We start from the raw sequence: 24,312 nt of genomic DNA on the forward strand, positions 1-24,312 counted from the left end.
GGAGTGGCACCTGAAAAAGTGCCAGATCGGAAAGGAATAAGGTGCCAGTTTTGGAAGGTGTGATCTCCGCCCTGATCGAGCTGAAGCGGACCGACGACGAGGGGCTGACGGCGCAACTGACGAGCCAGCTGCGAGACCTGATCGCGACCGGTCGGCTCGGCAAAGGCCGCGCGCTGCCGTCGAGCCGCCGGCTCGCGAGCGACCTCGGCGTCTCGCGCAACACCGTCACTTATGCCTTCGAGCAGCTCGCCGCCGAGGGATATCTCGAAGCGTCGCACGGTCGTCGTCCCATGGTCACGGTCGACGGCGGCCGTAACGAAGGGACAGGCGCCGTCGCACCGAGCGTCCGCTCTGGCAAGCCGCGGCTCTCGCCCTGGGCGTCGAAGCTCAAGCAGACCGACTGGCCGATGTCCTATCAGGCGCCACTGAAACCCCTGCGTCCGGGGCATGGAGATGCGCGGGAGTTTCCGCATGAAGTGTGGGCCCGCTGCCTGCGCCGCAGCGCGGTGCGCGCAGGCAAGCGCGAGCTTGGACCGGTCAACCGGACGCGCCTGCGCCAGGCGCTGGCGCATTATCTGGCCGCCAGCAGGGGCGTCCGTGCCACCGTAGACCAGATCCTGATCCTGCCGAGCGCGCAGGCCGCTCTGACCCTGATTGCGGCTGCGCTCATCACGCCCGGCGACGATGTTTGGGTCGAGGACCCCGGCTATCCCGGCGCTGCGGCGGCCTTCCGCGCCTCCGGCGCGCGCGTGATGGGGATGAAGCTGGATGAGCAGGGCATGCAGCGGATGCCGGGCATGACCGCGCCAAAGCTCATCTTCATGACGCCCTCGCATCAACATCCGACCGGGCGGCTGATGTCGCTCGCGCGCCGCACCGAATTCCTGGGCATGAGCAGGCCGGGCGAGACCTGGATCGTCGAAGACGATTACGATGGCGAATTCCATTATGACAGCCGGCCGGTGCCGGCCTTGCAGGGGTTAGACGCCCATGGCCGCGTGTTCTATGTCGGAACGTTTTCGAAGGCGATGACGTCGGATATCCGGCTCGGCTATGTCGTCGCGCCACCAGGGCTGGTCGGCACCCTGGAAATCGCACAGCGGCACATCGGGCTGATCGCCTCCAGCCACATCCAGGAAGCGCTGGCGGAGTTTATCGCCGACGGGCATTTTCTCGCGCATCTGCGTCGGATGCGGCGGCTCTATCACGCGCGCCGCGATCACCTTGTCGAGGGACTGCAGCGCCATCTGGGCGAAGTTCTCTCCGCCGAAGTGCCCTCGGGCGGCATCCAGCTGGTCGCCCGCCTCAAGCGCGGTCGCGCCGATCAGGCGGCGGTGCAAAGGCTGGTCGAGGCAGGCGTCGAAACGCGGGCCTTGTCCAGTCTGGCGCTCGGCCGTCCACGCGACCATGGCCTGCTGCTCGGCTTCGCGGCCTGGCGCGAGAATGAGATCAGCGCGGCGGTGCGGACGATGGCGTCGTGCTTCTAGAGCATGATCCGGAAAAGTGTGAAGCGGTTTTCCGAAAAGATCATGCTTAAACAATAACGCGCTAGTCCACGGCCTTCGTAACGATGCGGATCTCCGAGGTCAGCGTCCGGTGCACCGGACACTTGTCGGCGATCTCCATCAGCTTCTTGCGCTGCTCCGCATCGAGCGCGCCGTCGATCGCGATGTCGCGTTCGATCTGGTCGAGCATGCCATCGCGCGTCTCGCACTCCGCGCAGTCCTTGGCGTAGATTTTCGAGTGCTTCAGCGTGACCGTGACGCGATCCAGCGGCAGCGATTTGCGATCGGCATAGAGGCGCATGGTCATGGAGGTGCAGGCACCAAGGCCGGCCAGCAGGAAGTCATAGGGGCCGGGGCCGGCATCCTCTCCGCCGGCCGCGATCGGCTCGTCCGCCACCAGATGATGCGGGCCGACGGTGATGAGCTGGTTGAATTTGCTCTTGCGGGTCTCCTGCACGACCACTTTGCGCGGCTCCTCCGCGAGATCCATCGCCTTCGCGGGCTTCGCGGTGTCGATGTAGCGGCTGGCCCAGGCCGCGATTACGTCGGCCGCGTAGAGGGCGTCGGCTGGCTTGGTCAGGAGATGATCGGCGTGGTCGAGCGAGACGAAGCTCTTGGGGTGCCTGGCCGCAACGAAAATCTTGGTCGCATTGTCGATGCCGACGGTGTCGTCGACAGGTGACTGCATCACCAGCAGGGCCTTGTGCAGGCCGGTGATGTCCTTCATCAGTTCTTGCTCGGCGATGTCGTCGAGAAATTCGCGCTTGATCCGGAACGGGCGACCCGCGAGCGAGACCTCGACTTCGCCCTGTGCGCGGATGCTGTCGAGATGCGCGCTGAACAGACCGGTGACGTGAGCGGGATCGGACGGCGCCGCGATGGTCACGACAGCCTTGGCTTCCGGAATCCTTCCGGCCGCGGCGAGGATCGCGGCACCGCCGAGGCTGTGGCCGATCAGGATCGACGGCGCCGTGCGGACCTGGCGCAGATGATCGGCGGCGCGCAAGAGGTCGGCGACGTTGGAGGAGAACGTCGAATTGGCGAAATCGCCTTCGCTGGAGCCGAGCCCGGTGAAGTCGAAGCGCAGCACCGCAATGCCCTTGGCGGCGAGCGCTACCGAGATGCGTTTTGCTGCCAGCGTGTCCTTGCCGCAGGTGAAGCAGTGCGCGAACAGCGCGTAGGCCGCGGGCTCGCCATCGGGCAGCTCCAGCGCGGCGGCTAGTTGATGGCCACCTTCGCCGGTGAATTGAAAGCGTTCGGTCGGCATGGGCTTCCCCCGTCCTTGCTTGAACCTAGTCGGCTGAATAACGCTGCTCGGCCCAGGGATCGCCGCGGTTATGATAGCCGCGGACTTCCCAGAAGCCCGGCGCGTCCTCGGTCAGGAATTCGATGGCCTGAAGCCATTTGGCACTCTTCCAGAAATACAGATGCGGCACGACGAGCCGTACCGGGCCGCCGTGCTCTTCGGTCAGCGGCTGACCCGACCAGCTGTGGGCGAGCAGGGCGTCCTCGGCGGCAAAGTCTTCCAGCGTGAGGTTGGTGGTGTAGCCGTCATGGGAATGCAGGACCACGAAGCGCGCATCCTCGCGCGGCTGGCAAGCTGCGAGCAGCTCGCGCGTCGCAAGCCCTTCCCATTGATTGTCGTAGCGCGACCAGGTCGTCACGCAGTGAATGTCGGAGGTGATCTGCGCCTGCTTCTGCGCCGCGAATTCGGCGAAGGTCCAGAACACGGGGGTCTCGATCGCACCGTAAACGTCGAGCCGCCAGCGCTCGCGCGAAACCGGCGGCACGACTCCGAGATCGAGCACCGGCCAGTCCTTGATGAGATGCTGGCCCGGCGGTAGCCGCTGATCCTCCGGTCGCGTAACGCGGCCGGTGAGGAAGCGGCCTTCGCGCGCCCATTTCTCCTTGGTGCGCGTCAGCTTGCTGTCGGGCGGCTCGTTGTCGTCGGCCATGAGCTACTCGTGGCGATGCATCGCAGAGGCGTGCTTGGTGTCACGCATGGTGGAATAGATGATCAGCGACAGGCAGATGACGCCGGCGAGATAGTAATAGAACCACTCCTCATGCCCGATGCTCTTGAAATAGAGCGCGATCGCCGGTGCCGTGCCGCCGAAGATCGAGACCGTGATGGCGTAGGGCAGGCCGACGCCGAGGGCGCGGACATTGGTCGGGAACAGCTCGGCCTTCACCACGGCGTTGATCGAGGTGTAACCGGCGACGAACAGCCAGGCGCAGCAGATCAGGATGAAGGCCATGAACGGCGACTTGGTCTCCTTCAGCGTCATCAGCAGCGGCACGGTCGCGAGCGTACCCGCGACGCCGAAGAAGATCAGCAGCGGTTTGCGGCCGATCTTGTCGGAGATCGCGCCGTAGATCGGCTGCAGGATGGTCGCGAAGATCAGCGTGCCGAAGATCACGAAAGTGGTCTGGTCCTCGGTCAGGCCGACCGAGAGCTTGACGAACGTCTGCATGTAGGTGGTGAAGGTGTAGAACGCCGCGGTGCCGCCGGCCGTGAGGCCCACTACCAGCAGCAACTCGCGCGGGTAGCGTAGCAGATTGGCCAGCGAGCCGGTCGGCTTCACCACCTTCTTGGCTTCCTCGAAGGCCTCAGTCTCGTGCAGATTGCGTCTCATCACTGCGGCAAAGATCGCCAGCGCCGCGCCGATCGCAAACGGGATGCGCCAGCCCCAGGCTCTGAGCTCCTCCGGCGTGAGGAAGACCTTTTGCAGGAGCAGCAGCACAATGATCGCGGTGAGCTGGCCGCCGATCAACGTGACGTATTGAAAGCTCGAATAGAAGCCGCGATGCTTGGGATCGGCAACCTCGCTGAGATAGGTCGCGCTGGCACCATATTCGCCGCCGAGGCTCAGGCCTTCGATGACGCGGGCGAGTGCCAGGATCACCGGCGCGGCGAAACCGATGGTCGCATAGGTCGGCGTCAGCGCGATGATCAGCGAGCCGAAGCACATGAAGACGACGGATAACGTCAGCGAGATACGCCGGCCGAAATGATCCGCGATGTAGCCGAACAGCCAGCCGCCCAAGGGGCGCATCAGGAAGGTCGCCGCGAACACCACGGCGACGTTCAATTGCTGGACGACGGGGTCGTTGCCAGGGAAGAAGGCCGGAGCGAAATAGAGCGCGAACGCCGTATAGGCGTAAAAATCGTACCACTCGACGAGATTGCCGATCGAGCCGATGAAGATCGCCTTGATCCGCCGTTTGGCGTCGGCGATGTCGATGTCGATATCGATGTGATCAGAGGCCGGTAGGGTTGCTTGCTCTGTCACGTCCGGCCTCTCTCCGTTGGTCTTGGAAAGGCCTACATCGCCTTTCCGAACAGAAATGGCAACTGGCGGGGGCCTCTCACCGTGCCCTGTGACCAGGTCACCGTGCCTGCCGGATCGAGGGAGAAGTCCGGGATCCGCTTCAGCCATTCCTCCAGCGCAACCTGCATCTCCATGCGTGCAAGGTTGGAACCGACGCAGCGGTGGATGCCGAGGCCGAAGGCGGCATGGCGATTCTCCCGGCGGTCGATCACGACTTTGTCAGCGTCCGGAAACATCTTGGGGTCGCGGTTGGCGGCCGGGAACGACAGCAGCACCATGTTGCCCGCCTTGACCGGGCAGCCCGAGATCGTGGTCTCCTTGACCACCTCGCGGGCCATGGTCACCGGCGAATAGGCCCGCAGCAGCTCCTCCACGGCGATCGGGATCAGCCCGGGCTCGGCGATCAGCCGTTCGCGGTCGGCCGGCGTCCGGGCGAGATGCCAGAGCGAGGAGCCGATCGCACTCCAGGTGGTGTCGATGCCGGCGATCAGGAGCAGCCGCAGCGAACCCAGCACATGGGACTCTTCCAGGGGCTGGCCTTCCTTGTCCTTGGCATTCATCAGATAGGAAATCAGATCGTCAGTCGGCTTCGATCTGCGCTCCTCGATATGCGTCCTGAAATAGGCGCTCATCTCCTGCACGGCCTGGAGCAGCTTGCTCTCGTCCTTGATGCCGAGCTCGAGGATCATGTGGATCCAGTCGATGAACAGATCGCTGTCGCTCTCGGGAATGCCGAGCATGTGGGCGATGGCCTGAACCGGAATATATTTGCTGTAGCGCGCTGCGGCATCGACCTTGCCATCGGCGATGAACCCGTCGATCAGCTCGTTGCAGATCGCGCGCATCCGCGGTTCCAGCTTCTTCATCGCGTCCGGAGTGAAAGGCGGCAACAGCAATTGCTTGGCTGGCTTGTGCACGGGCGGGTCGGAGGTGATCGGCGGAGCGGCGTTCCTGGCGACTTCGGGCCGAACGTCACGGACGATGATGCGGCGCGAGGAGAAATGCTCGGTGTCGTTGGCGATCTCGCGCACCGCCTCATAAGTCGTCGGCATGTAGCAGCCGAGGAAGCGCTTTGTATGCACCACCGGGCTCGCGGAGCGAAGCTCCTCCCAGATCGAGAACGGATCCTCCGTCCATTGCGGATCGGTGTGGTCGAAATCGTTGACCCAGTCGGTGACGGGCGGGTGGGCGACAGGCTGGCTGACGTCGGACATGGCAGGAAATCCCTCGGGGCTCGTGTTCGCTAAAAGCACGCAAGCGGGCAGGGGCCGCGCTACTCCTCGATCACATCGATCGCAATTTCCGGGCAGTTGGATTTGGCAAGCCAGGCCTTGTCTTCGAGGCCGGGCGGCACGGTGCCGTCCCCGGCCTCGTGGGCGTTGCCGTATTCGTCGAGCTCGAACAGCTCCGGTGCGAGCGCCTTGCAGCGTGCGTGGCCCTGGCATTTGTCGGGATCGACGTGAACCCTCAGTCGCTCTGTCATGGCGGCTTCCTCGGTCGTGTGCGCGGGGCCCGAAGGCCGCGCGATCCTCATGTCAATTTTATCGGCGGCATTTGCCGCCGCTTTAAGTTATATGCTATTACATTCGCGGCGGGCTTCCCCTGTCAAGCGCAAACTTATAGTGGACAGTCTAGCGATTACTGCGAAACCGTCAGCAAATGGTGCGAAAGTTTCCAACTGCGATAGCAGGATGTTCCCGCCGAATCCGGCGCGTTGCCTCGACGCTGGGCTATCGCCCCGATATTGGCAGCCTGACCTTCCTCAGCCGCTGATGGTGTCGGCCAACAACTGCCATTGAACGGACGTCATTTTTCAGTGAGCGCCGCCAAATCCACGGCTTCAAGCTACGGTCGAGGCCGTTTTCGCCACCTCGAAGGGCTTTCTGCGTGCACACGCATTGGCGTCTGCATCGCAGACATAACAACAGCCGGCGATTTTAGGAGCCGCCCAGCTAGTCTGGAGTTGGAGCAACATGTGAAGCGGTTCACAGGGACCTCGGGCGGTTTGGACTAACCTCATTGCGGAAGTGGCGGCGCAAATCTCTTATTTGAAGGAGATTGCAGTGAGCATCCGAGCAAAGGGGCGAGCGATGGCTCTGCGACGCACGCAGCCGCTCTCCCGCCTGGCGATCGCGGTGGCCGCATTCGCGATATTAGCGGCATCATTTGCTAGCGCGAGGGCGCCAAAAGACAATCCCTCACAGCAATTGCAGTCGCTGGTTACAGAAGTGGGGGAAGCCGTTAAGGCGGGCGACGCCAGCAGGGGCATCCTACCGGCTCAGCAAGCGCTGCGACTGGCGCGCCAGGAATTCGGTAATCGGGCTCCGCAGACTCTGGCAATCCTCATCTCTCTAGCGCAGCTTTACCAACTAGGCGGTCGCTCCGACGAGGCGGAGCCGCTGTTCCGGGAAGCAGCATCGTACTTCCGGGAAGCGGTGCAGGCCAGCCGCAAGAAGCTAGGGCCTCGCCATCCACAGACGCTGATCACCATCATCAGCCTCGCTCAGGTCCAGCAAGCCTGGAACCACTACCGCGACGCGGAACCGCTCTTCCGGGAAGCGTTGCAGGCCAGCCGCGAGACGCTGGGCCCGCGCCATCCACAAACGCTGATCAGCATTGACGGCCTCGCTCAGGTCTACAACGCCTTGGGCCGCTATGACGAGGCGGAACCTCTCTACCGGGAGGCGCTGAAGGCCAGGCGCGAGATGCTCGGCGCCCGTCATCCGGACACCCTAGGCAGCCTCAATGCATTAGCTTCATTTTACCGGGATCGCGGTCGCTACGAACAGGCGGAGCCGTTCTACCTGGAAGCGTTGCAGGCGAGCCGCGAGACGCTGGGCCCGCGCCATCCACAAACGCTGAATAGCATCGACGCGCTCGCTCATGTCTACCAATACTGGGGTCACTGGGAGCAAGCGGAACCACTTTACCAAGAAGTGCTCCGGGCCAACCGCGAGACGCTGGGGCCTCACAATGCGAATACGCTGTCCGCCCTCGATCACTTGGCTGATTTCTACGTATACGCGAGCCACCTTGAGGAAGCTAAACCGCTCTATCAGGAAGTACTGCAGGAACGCCGCAACGTCCTCGGCGCCCGTCATCCAGACACGGTGAGCAGCCTCAGTCGCCTCGCTATGCTTTACCAAACCATGGGTAGCCCCCCCGAAGCGGAGCCGCTCTTTCGGGAGGCGCTGCAGGTAAGCCGCGAGACGTCCGGGCCTCGCCATCAACAGACGGTGACAGCCCTCGTCGGTCTCGGTTTTGTTTTACAATCCGAAGGCCATTTTGGTGAGGCTGAACCGTACTACCGGGAGGCGCTGCAGTCGAGCCGCGAGGCGTTCGGGCCCCGTGACCTTAGCACGCTGACCAGCCTAAACCGCCTCGCTGAACTTTATTTGGATGAGGGGCGCTACAGCGAGGCGGAACAGCTCTACGGTGAGGCGCTGCAGGCGAGCCGCGAAGCGTTCGGACCGCGTCATCTTAGTACTGTACTCAGCCTCAGAACCCTGGCATCTCTTTACCAAGATCAGCGCCGCTACGACGAGGCGGAGCCGCTCTTCCAGGAAGCCCTGCAGGCGAGCCGCGAGATGCTCGGACGCCGCCATGTGGCCACCCTGGTCGATCTCCACAACCTCGCTCTGCTCTACAAGGACCAGCGCCGCTATCGCGAGGCGGAGCCGCTCTTTCTCGAAACGCTGCAGGTAAGTCGCGAGTTGCAGGGGCCGCGCCATCCGAATACCCTGAACAGCCTCAAGGCACTGGCTGATCTCTACCAAGCCGAGGGTCGCTACGAGGAGTCAGAGAAGCTCTATCTGGAGGCGCTTCAGACGAGCCTCGAGGTGCTCGGGCCAGGCCATCCGGATACACTCAGGATCCAGCTCAGTTCAGCGTTCCTTCTGGTCAATCAGGGCCGAAGGGAAGAGGCTGTGAAGAAGCTGCAGCAGATGGAGCCCCATCTACTCGGCTGGATCGGACAGGAGTACAGCACCGAGACCGACGCGGTCCGCCGTCGTCTCGTCTCCTCGCAAGCGCCCTTTCAGGACGCGGTGCTGAACCTGGCGATTGCACAGAACAGCGGCGAAGCTCGCCGCGTCGCCGGCAACGTAATATTGCGCTTCAAGCTCCTGCAGAGCGAGGAAGAATCGTATTTGGCTCGTATAACTCGCAGCTCTCAGGACCCACGGGTGCGGACGCTGGCGGGCGAGGTCGCGAAGCTGCGTGCCGCTCTTGTCACTGCGGCGCAGGCCGAGCCTGGCGCGTTCGATAAGGCGCTGCAAGCGCTGGACGAAAAGCAACGCGAGCTTGGCAAGTTCAGTCGCCCGTACGAGGACCATCTGCGTGTCCTGAACGCGAATCTCGAAGATGTGCGCGCGGCGGTTCCGCCCCGCGCCGTGCTTATCGAGTTTCGCCAATTTCGGCCGGTCGACTTCCGCACGGGGACACCAGACAAACCGCGGTTCGCGGCGATGCTGCTGGCCGGCTCCGACGCTCCGGTGGTGGCCGATCTCGGCCCGATCCCTGATATGCCTCAGCTGACGACGGCGCTGACCGATGAAGCCGCGGCGACATTGTACCGACAGCTGTTCGCGCCGTTCGAGCAACACCTTGCTTCAGCCTCGACGGTTTATGTCGCCCCCGATGGGATCCTGAACCTTGTACCGTTTGCGCAGCTCAAACTGGCCGATGGTCGCTACTGGGGCGAGCGGCAGGAGGTGCGGCTGCTACAGAGCGGCCGGGATCTGCTGCGTGCCGATCCTGACAAGCGGGCACGCGGGCTGGTTGCACTGGGCGGCATCGACTTTGGCGCCGCCGCTGCCGAAACAAGAAATCAGAGCAGTGTTGTCTACACCGCAGTCAATTCGGGCGCGGTCAGCCGCGCCGCCGGAAGTTTTGGCAACGGCTTTCCGCAACTCGCTGCCAGCAGCGAGGAAGCGATGGGGGTCAAGGAGTGGTATCAGCGGCTGCGCAAGGACGAACCGGCCGAACTCTGGTCCGGCATGGAGGCCAGCAAGTTAAGGCTAATGGCAATGACGTCGCCCCCGCGGGTTCTGCACCTCGCCACCCACGGCATCTATCTCGCAAATGAGACGCGCGACCCGATGCTGCAATCAGGTATCGCGCTCGCGGGCGCCAACCGCGGGCTCGCGGCCAAGAGCGCGGATGGGATTTTGTTCGCGCTCGAAGCGCAGGGGCTCAACCTCGAGGGCAACGAATTGGTGGTACTTTCAGCCTGCGAGACGGCCAAGGGCCGCCTCGACTATTCGGAAGGTGTCTATGGCCTGGTGCGGGCGCTGCGCACTGCCGGTGCCCGTAACGTGCTTGTGACGCTGTGGCCGCTCAACGACGGCGAGGCGCGAGACTTCATGATCGCGTTTTACAAGACTTGGCTGAGCCAGGCGCGCAGCGATCCCGCCAAGGCGCTACGTGACATCCAGCTTTCCTATCTCAAGGACGACAAACTCAAAGATCCCCGCATATGGGCGCCATACATCCTCATCGAGTGAGACAGCCATCCTTTGCAGCCGCGCCGCTAGCGGTTTCGACGATCCGTAGGCTCTTGTTTCCGAGAGCATCGTCGCTGGCCGAGCCAGTCTGCATAAAACCCACTTAACTACGCGCAATTATTGGCGACATGAAGGGCGCCAACAACAAAGGAATTAAATCGAAATCCCATTCTGATTGTGATCCCATTCACGCCGGCCGGCGCGAAATGTGCTACTCTTTCTTTCTGTGATCGTCCGAAGCGTCGTCCGGCCCCTATGGAGCAGGAGATGACGACCCGACCTTCGATACAACGACGAGATATGGTCGCCCAGCCCGGCGGTGGGGTAGTCGTCGAAAGCGGTGCACGTCGAACGCGACTTTTACCGCCACGCTGTGCCCAACCTGCTGCGCGCGGCAGTAAGCATCCCCTGATCACCGTTCGATCAACCGCCTGCAGCGAGCGTCTGCTGATCTGGCGGCCGGTTGCTGTCCGCTGCTGTTGCACAATCAGATGCGACCGTTTCTGCTGTGCCTATTCAAGAGGGCACGGAGGCCGACCTTCTGGTCGTGATTGTACTTTGGGATCAGATGAGCTGGTCCGTGTGCTGCAGAGTACTGTTGCAAAGTGACAAGAGGAGCTAGCGATGGCGCATAGATCGAGGTGGTCCCGCCTGTGCTGGCTTGCATGCACAGTGGCGCTCGCAATGATGGTAGTCTCGTCGTCCAGCGCGCAATGGGCCGATGTCTCGCAGCAATGGCAGTCGTTGAACGCGCAGGCGAGCATGGCGCATCAGGCCGGCGACTTTTCAAAGGAAATTGCGCTGGCTGAAAAAGCGCTCGCCCTGGCGCGACGGGCATTCGGCGATCGGGACCCGCGGACCCTAAACAACCTCAACAGTGTAGCAATGCTTTACAATCTTCAGGGCCGCTACGACAAAGCGGAGCCGCTGTTTCAGGAAGCACTGGAGAAGAGGCGCGAGGTGCTTGGCCCTCGCCATCCCGATTCCCTCGTCAGCCTCCACAACCTCGCCAACCTCTACGAGAACCAGGGCCGGTACGACGCGGCAGAGTCGCGGTATCAGGAAGCGCTGCAGGGGAAGCGAGAGGTGCTCGGGACCTATCATCCGAGCACTCTGAACAGCCTCAACAGTCTGGCAACTCTCTACAAGGCGCAGGGACGCTATGGCGAGGCGGAACCGCTACTCCGAGAAGCGCTGCAGAGGAGGGGTGCGGCGCTTGGTCCCCGCCATCCGGACACCCTGAACAGCTTCAACAATCTGGCTGGCCTGTACCAAGCTCAGGGCCGCTACGGCGAAGCGGAATCACTGTTCGAGGAAGCACTGCAGGGGAGGCGCGAAGTGCTCGGGCCTCGCCATCCGGACACCCTCCTGAGCCTCAACAACCTAGCCATGCTCTATCTTGATCAGGGTCGCTACGGCGAAGCGGAACCGCTGTTTCAGGACGCACTGGAGAAGAGGCGGGAGGTGCTCGGCCCCCACCATCCACAGACTCTTGTGAGCCAGGACAACCTGGCCGGTCTTTACCAGGCCAGGGGTCGCTATGGCGAGGCGGAACGGCTGTTGCAAGACACTCTGGACGGGAGGCGCGAGGTGCTTGGACCTCACCATCCAGACACCCTGCTCACCCAAAACAACCTGGCAGCTCTCTACGGCGATCAGGGTCGCTACGACGAAGCGGAACCGCTTTTTCAGGAAGTATCAAAGGCGGCTCACGACGCGCTCGGACCCCGCCATCCAATCACCCTCCTGAGCCTCCACAACTTGGCGGGTCTCGACGAGGACAAAGGCAACTACGAGGAAGCGGAGCAGAAATATCACGAGGTAGTGGAGGCAAGCCGCCAGGCGCTCGGGCCTCACCATCCAAATACGCTTAAGAGCCTTAACAGCTTGGCCACTGTTCATTACCTCCAAAGCCGCTACACCGAGGCGGAACCGCAGTATCAGGAGGTACTACAGGCAAGGCGTGAGGTGCTTGGGCTCCACCATCCGGACACACTAACCAGCGTCAACAATCTGGCCGCTCTCTACACCTCTTTGGGGCGCCATGGGGACGCGGATACGCTGTATCAAGCAGTGCTGAAAGTGGCCCGTAAGGCGCTTGGGCCTCACCATCCAAATACTTTGCTAGTCCAGCTCAATATGACGACCCCTCTGATTAACTCGGGCCGTTCGGGCGAGGCGGTACGGATGCTGCAGGAGATGGAGCCGCATCTGCTCGACTGGATTGGCCAGGAAGTCAATAGCACCAACGCCGGCGCCGTGCGCCGCCAGCTCGTGTCATCGCGTGCCAACTTCCAGAATGTCGTACTGACCCTGGCGACGGAACAGCCTGGCGGTCGCGATGCCCGCCAGCTTGCAGGCACCGTGATGTTGCGCTTCAAGCTACTTCAGGGGGAGGAGGAAGCCTATCTGGCGCGACTGGCCCGGCTGTCGGCGGATCCACGGGTGCGGGCGCTGGCCGACGAGGTCGGCAGGCAGCGCTTGTCGCTGGTGGGCGTGTGGCGAAGCGCGTTGTCGGGCGCGGCGCGAGGCGCCTCCAACACGTACGACGAGGCGCTGCGGGCATGGGAGACCAAGCAACGTGCGCTCGGCGAGCTCAGTCGCGACTACAACGACCATCTACGCGTTTTGACCGCCAACTTTGATGATCTGCGAAAGGCTTTGCCAGTCGGCGCGGCGCTGGTCGAGTTCCGCGAATTCCAGCTGGTTGATTTTCGAAGAGGAAGGCTGGATGAGGAGCCGCACTTCGCGGCACTGTTGCTGGCCGGCTCCGATGAGCCGGTGGTGGTCGATCTTGGCCCAAAATCGGAGCTTGGTCGGTCGACGGCAGAGCTCACGGATGCCGCGGCAGCGGCGCTATACCAAAAGCTGTTCGGCCGGTTCGAGGATAAGCTTGCCGGCGCGACGTCGGTCTATATTGCGCCCGACGGGCTTCTCAATCGTATCCCGTTCGCGCGGCTGAGGCTTGCCGACGGTCGTTACTGGGCGGAGCGGCAGCAGCTGCGCCTGCTGCAGAGCGGGCGCGATCTGCTGCGCCCCGATCCCGATATGCCGGCGCGCGGTTTATTGGCGCTTGGTGACATCGATTTCGGCCCACTGCCCGAAGTAGGAAAGCCAGACAGCATTCCTGTTGCAGACCGCAAGGATGCGGTAGCCCTCGCAGCGAGAACGCTCCGTGACTTCAAAAAGCTGCCAGCCAGCGGTGAGGAGGTGGTCCGAGTCAAGGAGTGGTATCAGCTGGGGCGCAAGGACGAGCCGGCGGACACCTGGCTGGGCGCAGACGCCAGCAAGGCCAGGCTGATGGCTCTGGAATCACCGCCGCGGGTCCTGCATTTGGCGACCCACGGCTTCTATCTCCCGAACGAGCCCGAGCAGATGCTTCCGTCGGCTGTCGCACTGGCGGGGACCACCGGCTCGAGCGCGGTGCGCGAGCCAATGCTGCTATCTGGTGTCGCGCTTGCAGGAGCCAACCGCGAGCTCGGAGGCGAGGGCACCGACGGCATCCTTTTCGCGCTCGAAGCGCAGGGGCTGAACCTCGAAGGTAGCGAACTCGTGGTGCTCTCGGCCTGCGATACGGCCCAGGGCGGCCTCGACTATTCCGAAGGTGTTTATGGCCTGGTGCGGGCTCTGCGGACCGCCGGTGCGCGCAACGTGCTGGTGACGCTATGGCCACTCAACGACGGCGAGGCGCGCGACTTCATGATCAAGTTTTACAAGACTTGGTTGAGCCAGGCGCGCAGCGATCCCGCCAAGGCGCTACGTGAAATCCAGCTTTCCTATCTCAAGGACGACAAACTTAAAGATCCCCGCATCTGGGCTCCATACATCCTCATCGAGTGACGGCCATGCCGAAAACAGCAGCGATTACGGTGATGATCCTCGCGCTTGTCGGGGCCACGTGTCAAACAGCGCGCGCCGATGAATGCTTCTGTGCGCACAATTCGAAGAGCGGTGCGACCCTGCGCGGCTGTGAGGTTTTCAAGGCGCCGACTGATTTCTATTCGACCGCGGTGTGTACCGATCCCGAAACAGGCAAGCGCTCGCAACAAATCCTGTATTCGGACTGGACGAGCATCGAAGATGGTGCCGATGGATGTCGTCCTTGCCAACGTGCTCGCCAAAGCAATTCGGATGTGCCGCGAGGGCAAGTGCCACCGTCGACCCCACCCAATCTTCCATCCGCGCCCCTATTCGCGGCGCGCGCGGTGCAGGGAGTGTACTGGAACACGTTTTTCACTCGCGGCACCGAGAAGGATGCCAAGCTCAACGCTAAGACAAATGCTTCTTATACTATGGTTCTTGACCTTTCCGCCTATAATTACCGTCAGATACGGGCGACAAATGCCGCTGGCACGGAGGTTTCTCCAGCAGTTCAACGTTATCTTGCTAACGCGCCGCAGGAACCAGTCGAGCTGAAAATACGGCCTGTGCCGGTGACGCCGCAGATATTGATCGACGACCTACCCGTCAAGTCGATGACGATCGATCGCAAAAAATTGCTTCGGCAACAAAACCGTAGCGCCACTGCTGAGAACAGGCTCATTGCCAGCTTTCGAAGCGGGAAGATGGAGGTCGCGGACTTTTCCAGCGCGATCGCAGCAGGTCACGTTCCATTCCAGGTCCGCCTAAAGGATGCCACGACAGCCGGCTGCGCGGTGATTGCTTTCACGATTTGGGACGTCCACAACAATCCGATCGATCATCTCCTCCAAACCGTTGCGATCGCAGACGGAACAACCGTGCCCAATTGCACGATTAATGGCGAGGAGGCACTAAAAGGCGGTTTCGGGACATTGCTTGATCCCGCCTTCGGAGTTGGCCCGGGCAGCGACGAAGAGCGCCCAATCCGAGCCGCACTTCATGTGTTTGAAATCAAGACAACTCAAGCCCAGAAGCAGAGCTTCGCCATCTTCATCGACAAAACACAATACTCCGCGCCGCCGGCGGGTCGGCCCGATGGAGAGCGCGGCGTGTACGCGTGGCGACTCGGTCATTGGCTCAGCGACTATATAGGCGAGCCAAATGGGTTACCGTTTCAAATAGATCTGGCGTGGAAGGCCGCCGACAGAGGAAGCACCGCCGCCTATGCACAAGTCGCCAATGAGCTTGCGACCAAGATTTTCGGTGCTGAGCCAGGCGACGAGGCAAAGGCGGACGGTGCTAAGGCGGCGCTCAAAGCTATCTCTGAAGCTGAGTTTGCACCGGTGGTGTTGGCTCGGCTGGTCGGATCCGAGAACCAAAAGCTCTACATGCCCCTCGGCCTGATCGCTGGAGCTGGCAACACGCGAGGTGTGTCGAGGCCGATTACGGTGTTGCAGCCATTGCCGGAGGAACGTTATGGCCCGGGACGTTGTATTCGAACTTGGTCTTTCGGAGTCTCGCGCGATACAAAGGATTTGGTTGATGCCCGGACACAAGCGGATTTAGCCAAACTAAACGCGGCACAACCCGCAACTGGCGAGGCTTGGTTGACCAGAAATAGCAGCCTACGAGAGTATTTGTCGACGAGCGCTAGCAGTTCCGACACGGCCGGGGAGGGTCTCGTATTGCTGGCACACCATGATGGCCAGGGGATCTATATCGAAACCGCCGAAGAGCGTGTTCTGCCGGGAGAATTGCGGCGGAAATACTCCCGCGGCAGTATCGCACTGCTGGCATCCTGCGCGACCGGCAGCCCATCCAGCGATTTGTCGATCCTGACCAAGCTTAACAGTAACGGCATGGACGCAATGATTGTATCGCCCTTCAAGGTTCGCCTGGACTATGGCGCGCGGCTCGCCCTGGAATTTACCAACATAGTAATGGCTCACCGCCGAAACGGCACGACACCGACGCTGGCGCAGATTTTCAGTGAAGCGACTGCCGCCACCACCCATCACTTTGCCAACCGAGACCGTCAACAACGTTTGGAGGATATGGCATTAGAATTCGTCCTCGTTGGTGATCCCTATGTCAGGTTGTGTCCGCCATGAAAAACGAACTTGGAGCGCAAATCAGCTCGTTTAGGCGCAAGGCACTGGCCATGGTCGCTGTCATTGCCGTATGCGCATCGCTTTCGGGGGGCGAAAGCGCGTCCGCGCAGGAACGCACCATGCCTAATCCAGGGGCTGATGCGTCGACAACGCCGTTCGCGCAGCCGCCGGGCTCGCCGCAGCAACGATTCCTGGCATTCATCAGCGATCTTCATTTCGGTCTTGGTCGGCAAGCAAACGGGGGGTGGTCCCCGGAAGAGGATTTCCGTTGGTCAAGCGCACTGGCTAGATTTCTAGAAGAACTTGGCAGACGAAGCGCCAATCAAGTCGACCTCGTGATTGTCGGAGATTTTCTTGAATTGTGGCAGCCACCGGCAGGCATTGCGTGCGATGGTAATAACGCCGATACTGGTTGCACCATTCCCGAGATGGTGCGCATCGTTGAGACCGTGGTCGCGGCCCACGCCAATGACTTCGCGCGCCTGCGCGAGTTTTCGAAGCGCGGTGAGAACCGGATTCACATCATTCCAGGCAATCACGACTCGGCACTGCTTCTCTCGGCCGTCTGGAAGCCGGTTGGCGTTGCTTTGGACGTCGGCAGCGGCCGTATCAATCGGGTGACAACAGGCGTGTGGAAATCGCCTGATGGAAAAGTTGTCGCCGAGCACGGTCACCAAATTGGCAGCGATGTGAACCGCTATCCCGATTGGCCTGCCATCACGTACGAGAGTGGGGGAAGCACTTTTCTCGTGCGGCCCTGGGGTGAACGCTTCGTGCAACGCGTATTCAATTCGCAAGAAGGCGAATACGAAATCATTGACAACATTGCTCCGGAAACCGTCGGAGTGAAGTACCGGATCGCGGATCGCGGCTATCTCAAGTCGACTGGCGATTTTGCACGGTTCATCGCCTTCAACCTGTTTGAGACCTCGTTTGCGCAAAAAATGGAGGCACTTGGGGGCGACTCCAATACGGCCAGCAACGACCGCGAGCGCTGGAATCTTGGGATCGCGCGCGAGGAAATCGGCTTCAAGCTCTTCCTTGAGGCCCTTGGTGCGGGCGACCCGTTGCGCGCGGAGATTACGGGAAACGATACATCGTCGCAGGCGCTAAGGAATGAGTTGAGTGCCCTCGCCCGAGACAAGACAAGACTATCTGATGACGACGTACGTGCGCTTTGCGATCAACTGACTCTGCGCGATAGCTCCCAGAAGTGTAGCGTCGGGGCAGCGGGCGCGGTGAGAGAAGCCCAGCTAGTGCCGCGGCGGCACGTCATGCGGGACCACGTGGCTGGTCACCTACACACTGACGAGCGAATACGCATCTTCGTTTATGGGCACACGCACGCGCTAGAAGTCGGTTGGCCGGTGACGATTGAGCAGGGTAAAGAGGTAATGGTGCACAATACGGGCGCGTTCCAGCGCACTATTGATGAGAACGGCTTCCTCGTCCGCGTTCGCGAAAAACGTCTCCCGGCCAGTGAGGCATTGCGTGCTGTCAAACTGGAGGACTTGCCGCCATGCTATTCGGCTGTGTTTGTGGTCTATCAATCGGGCATCCCGGCGTCAAAAACTTGGAGATGGCATATGCCGGAGAACGGGATCGGAAGCCTAGTTGAGCCAGGCGACGAACGCTGTAACTGAGACAACCCAGCCGTTCAAATGGGTGTCGAAGGCGGCATGATGGAACTTCGACAGTGGTATGCCGTTGGGCACCACTGGTTGGCCAATCCGCTGGCTACGATGTGGGCGGCGTCTAGGAGCGGCGACTCCGGCAGTCCGGACAACGCGCAGCGGCCGCTACGCCGCCTAAGCCTTTCTCTTGCGCCGGGCCGAGCGCGGCAAATCGAAATCCCATTCCATTTGTGATCCCATTCACGCAGTGTGCTAGTTTTTCACTTTGTGAAGCGTCGTCCGGCCCCTAGGGAGAGCAGATGACGATGCGACTTTCGATGCGACGGCGAGATATGGTCGCGCACCTCGGCGGCGGAGTAATCGCCGTTAAATCTCACAGCAGAGGAGGGCGAGTGATGGCGCGTCAACCCAGGTGCCTCCGTCTGTGCTGGATTGCATGGGCAGCGATGCTCGTGATCATGGTGGTCTCGCCGACAGGCGCGCAATTCCTACCGGTCGATGGCCCGCAGCAATGGCGATCGCTGACTGCGCAGGCAGTGGAGGCGTATCAGGCCGGTGACTATTTAAAAGGGATTGCGCCAGCTGAAAAGGCGCTCGCACTGGCTCGACAGACATTCGGTGATCGGGATCCGCGGACCATGATCAGCCTCAACAACCTGGCCCTTCTCTACCAAGCGCAGGGCCGCTACGGCGATGCGGAGCCGCTGCATCAGGAAGCACTGCAGGCTAGGCGCGAGGCGCGCGGGCCCCGCCATCCGGACACCGTGAGCAGCCTCAACAACCTCGCCCTTCTATACAGAGCTGAGGGCCGCTACGGCGAGGCGGAACCACTGTACCAGGAAGCACTGCAGGCGAGCCGCGAGGTGCTCGGGCCCCGCCATCCGGACACCCTCACCGGCCTCAACAACCTGGCCGGTCTCTACTACGCCCAAGGCCGCTACGGCGAGGCGGAATCGCTCTTTCTGGAAGCACTGCAGGCGAGGCGCGAGGTGCGCGGGCCTCGCCATCCAGACACTCTGACCAGCCTCAACAACCTGGCCCTTCTCTACCAGGCCCAGGGCCGCTACGGCGAGGGAGAGCCCCTGTACAAGGAAGCGCTCCAGGCGAGCCGCGAGGTGCGCGGGCCTCGTCATCCGGACACCGTGAGGAGCCTCAACAACCTGGCCCTTCTCTACCAGGCCCAGGGCCGCTACGGCGAGGCGGAACCATTGTACCAGGAAGCACTGCAGGCGAGCCGCGAGGTGCGCGGGCCTCGCCATCCACAGACACTGACCAGCCTCAATAACCTGGCCCTTCTCTACCAGGCCCAGGGCCGCTACGGCGAGGCGGAACCGCTGCATCAGGAAGCGCTGCAGGCAAGCCGCGCGATGCTCGGGCCCCGCCATCCGGACACCGTGAGCAGCCTCAACAACCTAGCCTATCTCCACCACGTCCAGGGCCGCTACGGCGAAGCGGAACCGCTCTATCGGGATGCTCTGCAGGCGAGCCGCGAGGTGCTCGGGCCCCGCCATCCGGACACCCTTACCAGGCTCAACAACCTGGCTGCGCTCTACGAGGCCCAGGGCCGCTACAGCGAGGCGGAGCCGCTGCATCAGGAAGCACTGCAGGCCGCGAGGTCCGCGGGCCCCGCCATCCATACACCCTGAGCAGCCTCAACAATCTGGCCTTTCTTTACCAGGCCCAGGGCCGCTACGGCGAGGCCGAACCGCTGTTTTGGGAAACACTGCAGGCGAGGCGCGCGGTGCTCGGGCCCCGCCATCCGGACACGCTGGTCAGTCTCAACAACCTGGCCTTTCTCTACGATGCTCAGGGCCGGTACAGCGAGGCGGAGCCGCTGTACCAGGAGGCACTCCACGCGAGCCGCGAGGCGCTCGGGCCCCGCCATCCAACTACTTTGCGAACCCAGCTCAATATGACGGGCCTCCTCGTCAACTCGGGCCATTCGAACGAGGCGGTAGGGATGCTGCAGCAGATGGAGCGGCATCTGCTCGGCTGGATCGGCCAGGAACTCTACAGCACCGAGGCCGGCGCCGTGCGCCGCCACCTCGTATCTTCGCAGGCGACGTTCCAGGACGTGGTGCTAACCCTGGCGACGACACAGCGCAGTGGCGATGCGAGCCGGCTCGCCGGCACCGTGATGTTGCGCTTCAAGCTCCTTCAGGGGGAGGAGGAAGCCTATCTGGCGCGTCTGACCCGCCGGTTGCAGGATCCGCGGGTGCGGACGCTGGCGGACGAGGTCGGCAAGTTGCGCTCAACGTTGGCGGCTGTGGCGCGGGGTGCCCCCGAGACGTTCGAGAAGGCGCTGCAGGCGCTTGAGGCCAAGCAGCTGGCGCTCGCCGGGGTCAGCCGCGACTACGAGCACCATTTGCGCGTCTTGACCGCCAACCTCGACGATCTGCGGGCAGTGCTGCCGGCCGGCGCCGTTCTCATCGAGTTCCGTCAATTCCGGCCTGTTGATTTTCGCACCAAACAGTCGGACGAACCACGTTTCGCGGCACTGTTGCTGGCCGGCTTCGACGAGCCGGTGGTGGCCGATCTCGGCCCGGTCTCAAAGCTTGGTCAGCCGACGGTAGAACTCACGGACGCGGCGGCGGCGGCGCTGTACCAAAAGCTGTTCGCTCGCTTCGAGGATAAACTCGCCGCTGCCACCACGGTCTATGTCGCGCCCGACGGAATTCTCAATCTCGTCCCGTTCGCGTGGCTGAAGCTTGCCGACGGCCGCTACTTGGGTGAGCGGCAGCAGCTGCGCCTGCTGCAGAGCGGCCGCGATCTGCTGCGCCCCGATCCTGACAAGCTAGCGCGCGGTTTGCTGGCGCTTGGGGGCATCGACTTCGGCGCTGCGGCCGCAGAAGGAAAGCCTGACAGCGTCGTGCTCGTTGTTTCCGCAGACCGTAAGGGTGCGCTCGCCCGCGCCGCCGGAACGGTCCAGGATGGCTTCAAGCAGCTTCCGGCCAGCGGTGACGAGGCGGTCCAGGTCAAAGAATGGTATCAGCGGCTGCGCAAGGACGAGCCGGCGGACGTCTGGCTGGGCGCGGACGCCAGCAAGGCCCGATTGATGGCGCTGAAAACGCCGCCGCGGATTCTGCACTTGGCCACCCATGGCTTCTTCCTGCCGAGCGAGGCGCGCGAGCCGATGCTGCTGTCGGGTGTAGCGCTCGCAGGTGCCAACCGCGAGCTCGAAGGCAAAGGAGCAGAAGGTATCCTGTTCGCGCTCGAAGCGCAGGGGCTCAATCTCGACAATACCGAACTGGTGGTGCTCTCGGCCTGCAATACGGCCCAAGGCAGCCTCGACTATTCGGAGGGGGTCTACGGGCTGGTACGGGCGCTGCGGACCGCCGGTGCTCGCAATGTGCTGGTGACGTTATGGCCCCTCAACGACGGCGAGGCGCGCGATTTCATGATCAAGTTTTATAAGACTTGGCTGACCCAGACACGCAGCGACCCCGCCAAGGCGTTGCGCGACACACAGCTGTCCTATCAAAAAAAAGACGAGCTCAACGATCCCCGCATTTGGGCGCCATACATCCTCATCGAGTGAGGGCGATTCCGAGAATAGCAGCAATGACCATGATAATCCTTGGGCTTGTCGGGCCCCTGGGTCATGTGGCTCGCGCTGATGAATGCTTCTGTGCAATCCATTCGAGCAGCGGTGCGATCCTGCGCGGCTGTGAGTAAGCGCCGACCTACTTCTATTCGACCGCGGTGTGTACCGATCCCGAAACAGGCAAGCGATCTGAGCAAGTCATGTACTCGGGCTGGACGCGCATCGAGGCTGGTGCCGATAAATGTCGGCCCTTCCAACGTGCTCGCCCAAACAATTCGGATGTGCAGCGAGCAGCCGAGCGGGTGCCCAGTTGTTCCCATCCAGCACCGCTGTTTGCTGCGCGCGCGGTATGCCGTCCGCTCGGACCACGGTGGCAATCTCATGCGCGGTCGCAACCTTGGCCCAACGCCGGCCAAGAGTGCGCTCGGCGAAAGCGGCGCGCAAGGGTTACCTGTGCCATAAAATGCGAAACATCTCATCGATGTTCTGCCGCCATGGCGGCTCGTAACCATTCCGACTGCGAGAAGTTCTGTAATGATCACAGTGGGCCAAAACCGCCGAAAACGCCAGAACGGCCGCTGACTTCGCGAGCAGGTTATTGGGTGGCGGACGGGTAGCGCTATGCGATGCACAAAAAGGACATCTGCGAGCGGGAGTTCAGCTCAAGCGCGTTGAAAGATTCCGTAGGCACCCTTGTGAAAGACGAGCGGATTGCAGGCAGCCTCCTCGCCTGAGAGTACTTCACCCAAAATGATATCGTGGTCGCCCGCCTTGTGGATCGCGGTGACGCGGCAACAGAGTTGAGCGGCCGCACCCTCGAGCAGCGGCAGGCCGTCGGCACTGAACGCGACAGCGACGTCCTCGAACCGGTTTCTCTGCTTGCCCGTGAAGCGGGCTGAGAGATGGGATTGATGTTGGCCGAGAATGTTCACCGAAAACAGTCTGCGTTTGCGGATTGCCGTTCCCGTCGCGCTGCCTTCGTTGGTGCAGAACAATAGCATGCACGGCTTAAGTGATACCGATGTCAGCGAGTTGATGGTTGCGCCGAACCGCTTGCCCGCCCATTCGGTCGCGATGATGGCGACGCCGGTTGGGAATGCGCCCATCACCGAGCGGAAGTGCTTCGGATCGATGGTCTGTATGTTCATGTCACCACCGCTTCTCTAGGTGCCGTCGGAGCAACCATGATTGCCCCGGCATCGTCGATCATTTTCGCATCATGTGATAGCTGAACTCACCGGGATCGGTGAGGTCGGGAACCTTCCAGCCGTCGAGGTCGTATTCGGCCATGCAGTCCTCGGCAAAGCCCTTGAAGCGATCGGCATTGCCTGAGGCCTGCGCGCCGAATAGGCAATAGCGGCGGATCTCTTCGGTCGAGCCGCCGTAGTTGATCTCATAGAGCTCATGGCGCCCGCCGAACTCGCTGCCGATACAATCCCACAACAGCTTGAGCAATTTCACACGCTCCTCGGCCTTGTAGCCATTGGAGCCGCGCAGATAACGATCAAGATAGGGGCGGATCTCTTCGTTCTTGAAATCGCTGGAGTGGCTATTGAGGTAGATCAGACCGGAGGCAACGGTCTGCTCGATCAGATATTTGACCTTGGTGTAGGCCATGGTGGCGATGATCTGATAGGCGTTGCCGGGGTCCATGTTCGGCAGCACATAGTCGCCGATCCACGGCTTGGGATCGCGAACCATTGCATCCGAGAGGCTCCAGAACAGGTTTCGCCAGGCGATGACCTCGCCGACATTGGCCTGGACGCCGCGATAATCCTTGGTGCCGGCGGCCTCCGTTGCCTTCAACAGCAGGCCGCTGATGAAGTCGAGCTTGACCGCAAGCCGCGTGCAGCCGTGCACGACGAAACGCGGCAGGAAACCAGTTCGCGGGAAGAAGTTGTTGGCCTTCTCGATGTCGCCATAGACGAAGACATTCTCCCAGGGCACCAACACCTTGTCCATGATGAACACGGCATCGTTCTCGTCGAGACGGCTCGAGATCGGATAGTCGAACGGACTACCCATCACGCTCGCGCTCATTTCGTAGGAGGTGCGACAGATGAATTTCACGCCTTGCGCGTTGGTCGGCACCATGAATACCGCGGCGAACTTCTTGTCCTGGAGCGGAATGAGGCCGTGATGCGCGACGAAGGTGTAGTTGGTCAGCACCGATCCTGTCGCGACCACCTTGGCGCCCGACACAATGATACCCGCGTCGGTCTCCTTCTCGATATGGCAGCAGACGTCGGCGACTTCGTTCGGCGGACGGTCACGATCAACCGGTGGATGGATGATCGCATGGTTGATGAACGGCACGCGCTCCTGGCTGAACTTGTACCAGCGCTTGGCATTGTCCTGGTAGGGTTCGTAGAAATCGGAATTCGCGCCGAGGGTCGCCAGGAACGCGGCCTTGTAATCCGGTGCCCGTCCCATCCATCCATAGGTGATCTTGGCCCATTCGGCGATCGCATCACGCCCGGCGATCAGGTCGTCCATCGACTTCGGCGCCTTGAAGAAGGCGTGCGTCATGCCGCCATTTCCGGTGTCGGTCGGCAGCAGTAGCTTGTGCTTGCGCTTGTCGTCGTGCAGCGCGTCGTAGAGGCGGGCGATCATGCGCGCGGTGTTGCGGAACGCCGGATGAGTGGTGACGTCTTTGACCCGCTCACCATAGATGTAGACGGTGCGATCATCGCGCAGCGATTCCAGATATTCCTGGCCGGTTTGCGGACGGGTGACTTTGACGTTGCCGATGTGCTCCGGCGAGATTGCCGCGTTCCGCTGCGCCTTGCCTGCCATCGCGTGATCTCCCTGATTGTTCCGT

The 24,312-nt window shown here is 62.0% G+C and carries 14 protein-coding genes; 7 read left to right on the forward strand and 7 right to left on the reverse strand.

Features of this window, described 5'->3' with window-relative positions; all coding sequences use genetic code 11:
* Window positions 1–41 precede the first annotated feature (41 nt).
* Complete coding sequence (gene pdxR / locus ABIA90_RS25505; protein ID WP_354119719.1) at window positions 42–1,487, forward strand: MocR-like pyridoxine biosynthesis transcription factor PdxR; 1,446 nt, start codon at window positions 42–44, stop codon at window positions 1,485–1,487.
* 61 nt (window positions 1,488–1,548) lie between these two features.
* Here pdxR and ABIA90_RS25510 read toward each other — a convergent pair whose 3' ends face one another.
* From ABIA90_RS25510 to ABIA90_RS25530, 5 genes are read right to left on the reverse strand one after another with little or no spacing between them, the layout of a single operon-like run.
* Complete coding sequence (locus ABIA90_RS25510) at window positions 1,549–2,772, reverse strand: bifunctional alpha/beta hydrolase/OsmC family protein (RefSeq protein WP_354119718.1); 1,224 nt, start codon at window positions 2,770–2,772, stop codon at window positions 1,549–1,551.
* A gap of 25 nt (window positions 2,773–2,797) precedes the next feature.
* Entirely contained in the window at window positions 2,798–3,460 is a 663-nt protein-coding gene (locus tag ABIA90_RS25515; protein ID WP_354119717.1) for a sulfite oxidase-like oxidoreductase, read from the reverse strand.
* A gap of 3 nt (window positions 3,461–3,463) precedes the next feature.
* Complete coding sequence (locus ABIA90_RS25520) at window positions 3,464–4,798, reverse strand: MFS transporter (protein ID WP_085403954.1); 1,335 nt, start codon at window positions 4,796–4,798, stop codon at window positions 3,464–3,466.
* 32 nt (window positions 4,799–4,830) lie between these two features.
* Complete coding sequence (locus ABIA90_RS25525; protein ID WP_354119716.1) at window positions 4,831–6,051, reverse strand: cytochrome P450; 1,221 nt, start codon at window positions 6,049–6,051, stop codon at window positions 4,831–4,833.
* A gap of 59 nt (window positions 6,052–6,110) precedes the next feature.
* Window positions 6,111–6,320 carry a ferredoxin gene (locus ABIA90_RS25530; RefSeq protein WP_007607931.1) on the reverse strand — a complete coding sequence of 70 codons (210 nt, stop codon included), beginning with the start codon at window positions 6,318–6,320 and terminating at the stop codon, window positions 6,111–6,113.
* A gap of 580 nt (window positions 6,321–6,900) precedes the next feature.
* On the opposite strand from ABIA90_RS25530, the gene ABIA90_RS25535 reads away from it, so the two are divergent.
* The 6 genes from ABIA90_RS25535 to ABIA90_RS25560 all read left to right on the forward strand — a co-directional run bounded on the left by ABIA90_RS25535 (window position 6,901) and on the right by ABIA90_RS25560 (window position 21,485).
* On the forward strand, window positions 6,901–10,341 hold the full coding sequence (locus ABIA90_RS25535) for a tetratricopeptide repeat protein (protein ID WP_354119715.1): 3,441 nt from the start codon (window positions 6,901–6,903) through the stop codon (window positions 10,339–10,341).
* A gap of 684 nt (window positions 10,342–11,025) precedes the next feature.
* On the forward strand, window positions 11,026–14,181 hold the full coding sequence (locus ABIA90_RS25540; protein ID WP_354119714.1) for a tetratricopeptide repeat protein: 3,156 nt from the start codon (window positions 11,026–11,028) through the stop codon (window positions 14,179–14,181).
* 5 nt (window positions 14,182–14,186) lie between these two features.
* Window positions 14,187–16,313: a hypothetical protein gene (locus ABIA90_RS25545; RefSeq protein ID WP_259258673.1), complete on the forward strand. Its 2,127-nt coding sequence runs from the start codon at window positions 14,187–14,189 to the stop codon at window positions 16,311–16,313.
* Window positions 16,310–17,956, forward strand: a complete 1,647-nt coding sequence (locus tag ABIA90_RS25550) for a metallophosphoesterase (RefSeq protein ID WP_354119713.1) — start codon at window positions 16,310–16,312, stop codon at window positions 17,954–17,956. Before ABIA90_RS25545 ends, ABIA90_RS25550 begins: the two co-directional genes overlap by 4 nt.
* A gap of 437 nt (window positions 17,957–18,393) precedes the next feature.
* On the forward strand, window positions 18,394–19,593 hold the full coding sequence (locus ABIA90_RS25555) for a tetratricopeptide repeat protein (protein WP_354119712.1): 1,200 nt from the start codon (window positions 18,394–18,396) through the stop codon (window positions 19,591–19,593).
* Window positions 19,594–19,607: 14 nt separating this feature from the next.
* Window positions 19,608–21,485, forward strand: coding sequence for a CHAT domain-containing tetratricopeptide repeat protein (locus ABIA90_RS25560; protein ID WP_354122486.1), 1,878 nt, complete (start codon window positions 19,608–19,610; stop codon window positions 21,483–21,485).
* A 668-nt stretch (window positions 21,486–22,153) separates the two neighbouring features.
* Here the strand turns inward: ABIA90_RS25560 and ABIA90_RS25565 are convergent.
* Window positions 22,154–22,597, reverse strand: coding sequence for a flavin reductase family protein (locus ABIA90_RS25565; protein WP_354119946.1), 444 nt, complete (start codon window positions 22,595–22,597; stop codon window positions 22,154–22,156).
* 100 nt (window positions 22,598–22,697) lie between these two features.
* Window positions 22,698–24,287 carry a 4-hydroxyphenylacetate 3-hydroxylase N-terminal domain-containing protein gene (locus tag ABIA90_RS25570; protein ID WP_354119711.1) on the reverse strand — a complete coding sequence of 530 codons (1,590 nt, stop codon included), beginning with the start codon at window positions 24,285–24,287 and terminating at the stop codon, window positions 22,698–22,700.
* Window positions 24,288–24,312: the final 25 nt, after the last annotated feature.

The sequence above is a fragment of the Bradyrhizobium sp. LA6.8 genome, from assembly GCF_040547935.1.
Classification (GTDB): Bacteria; Pseudomonadota; Alphaproteobacteria; order Rhizobiales; family Xanthobacteraceae; genus Bradyrhizobium; species Bradyrhizobium barranii.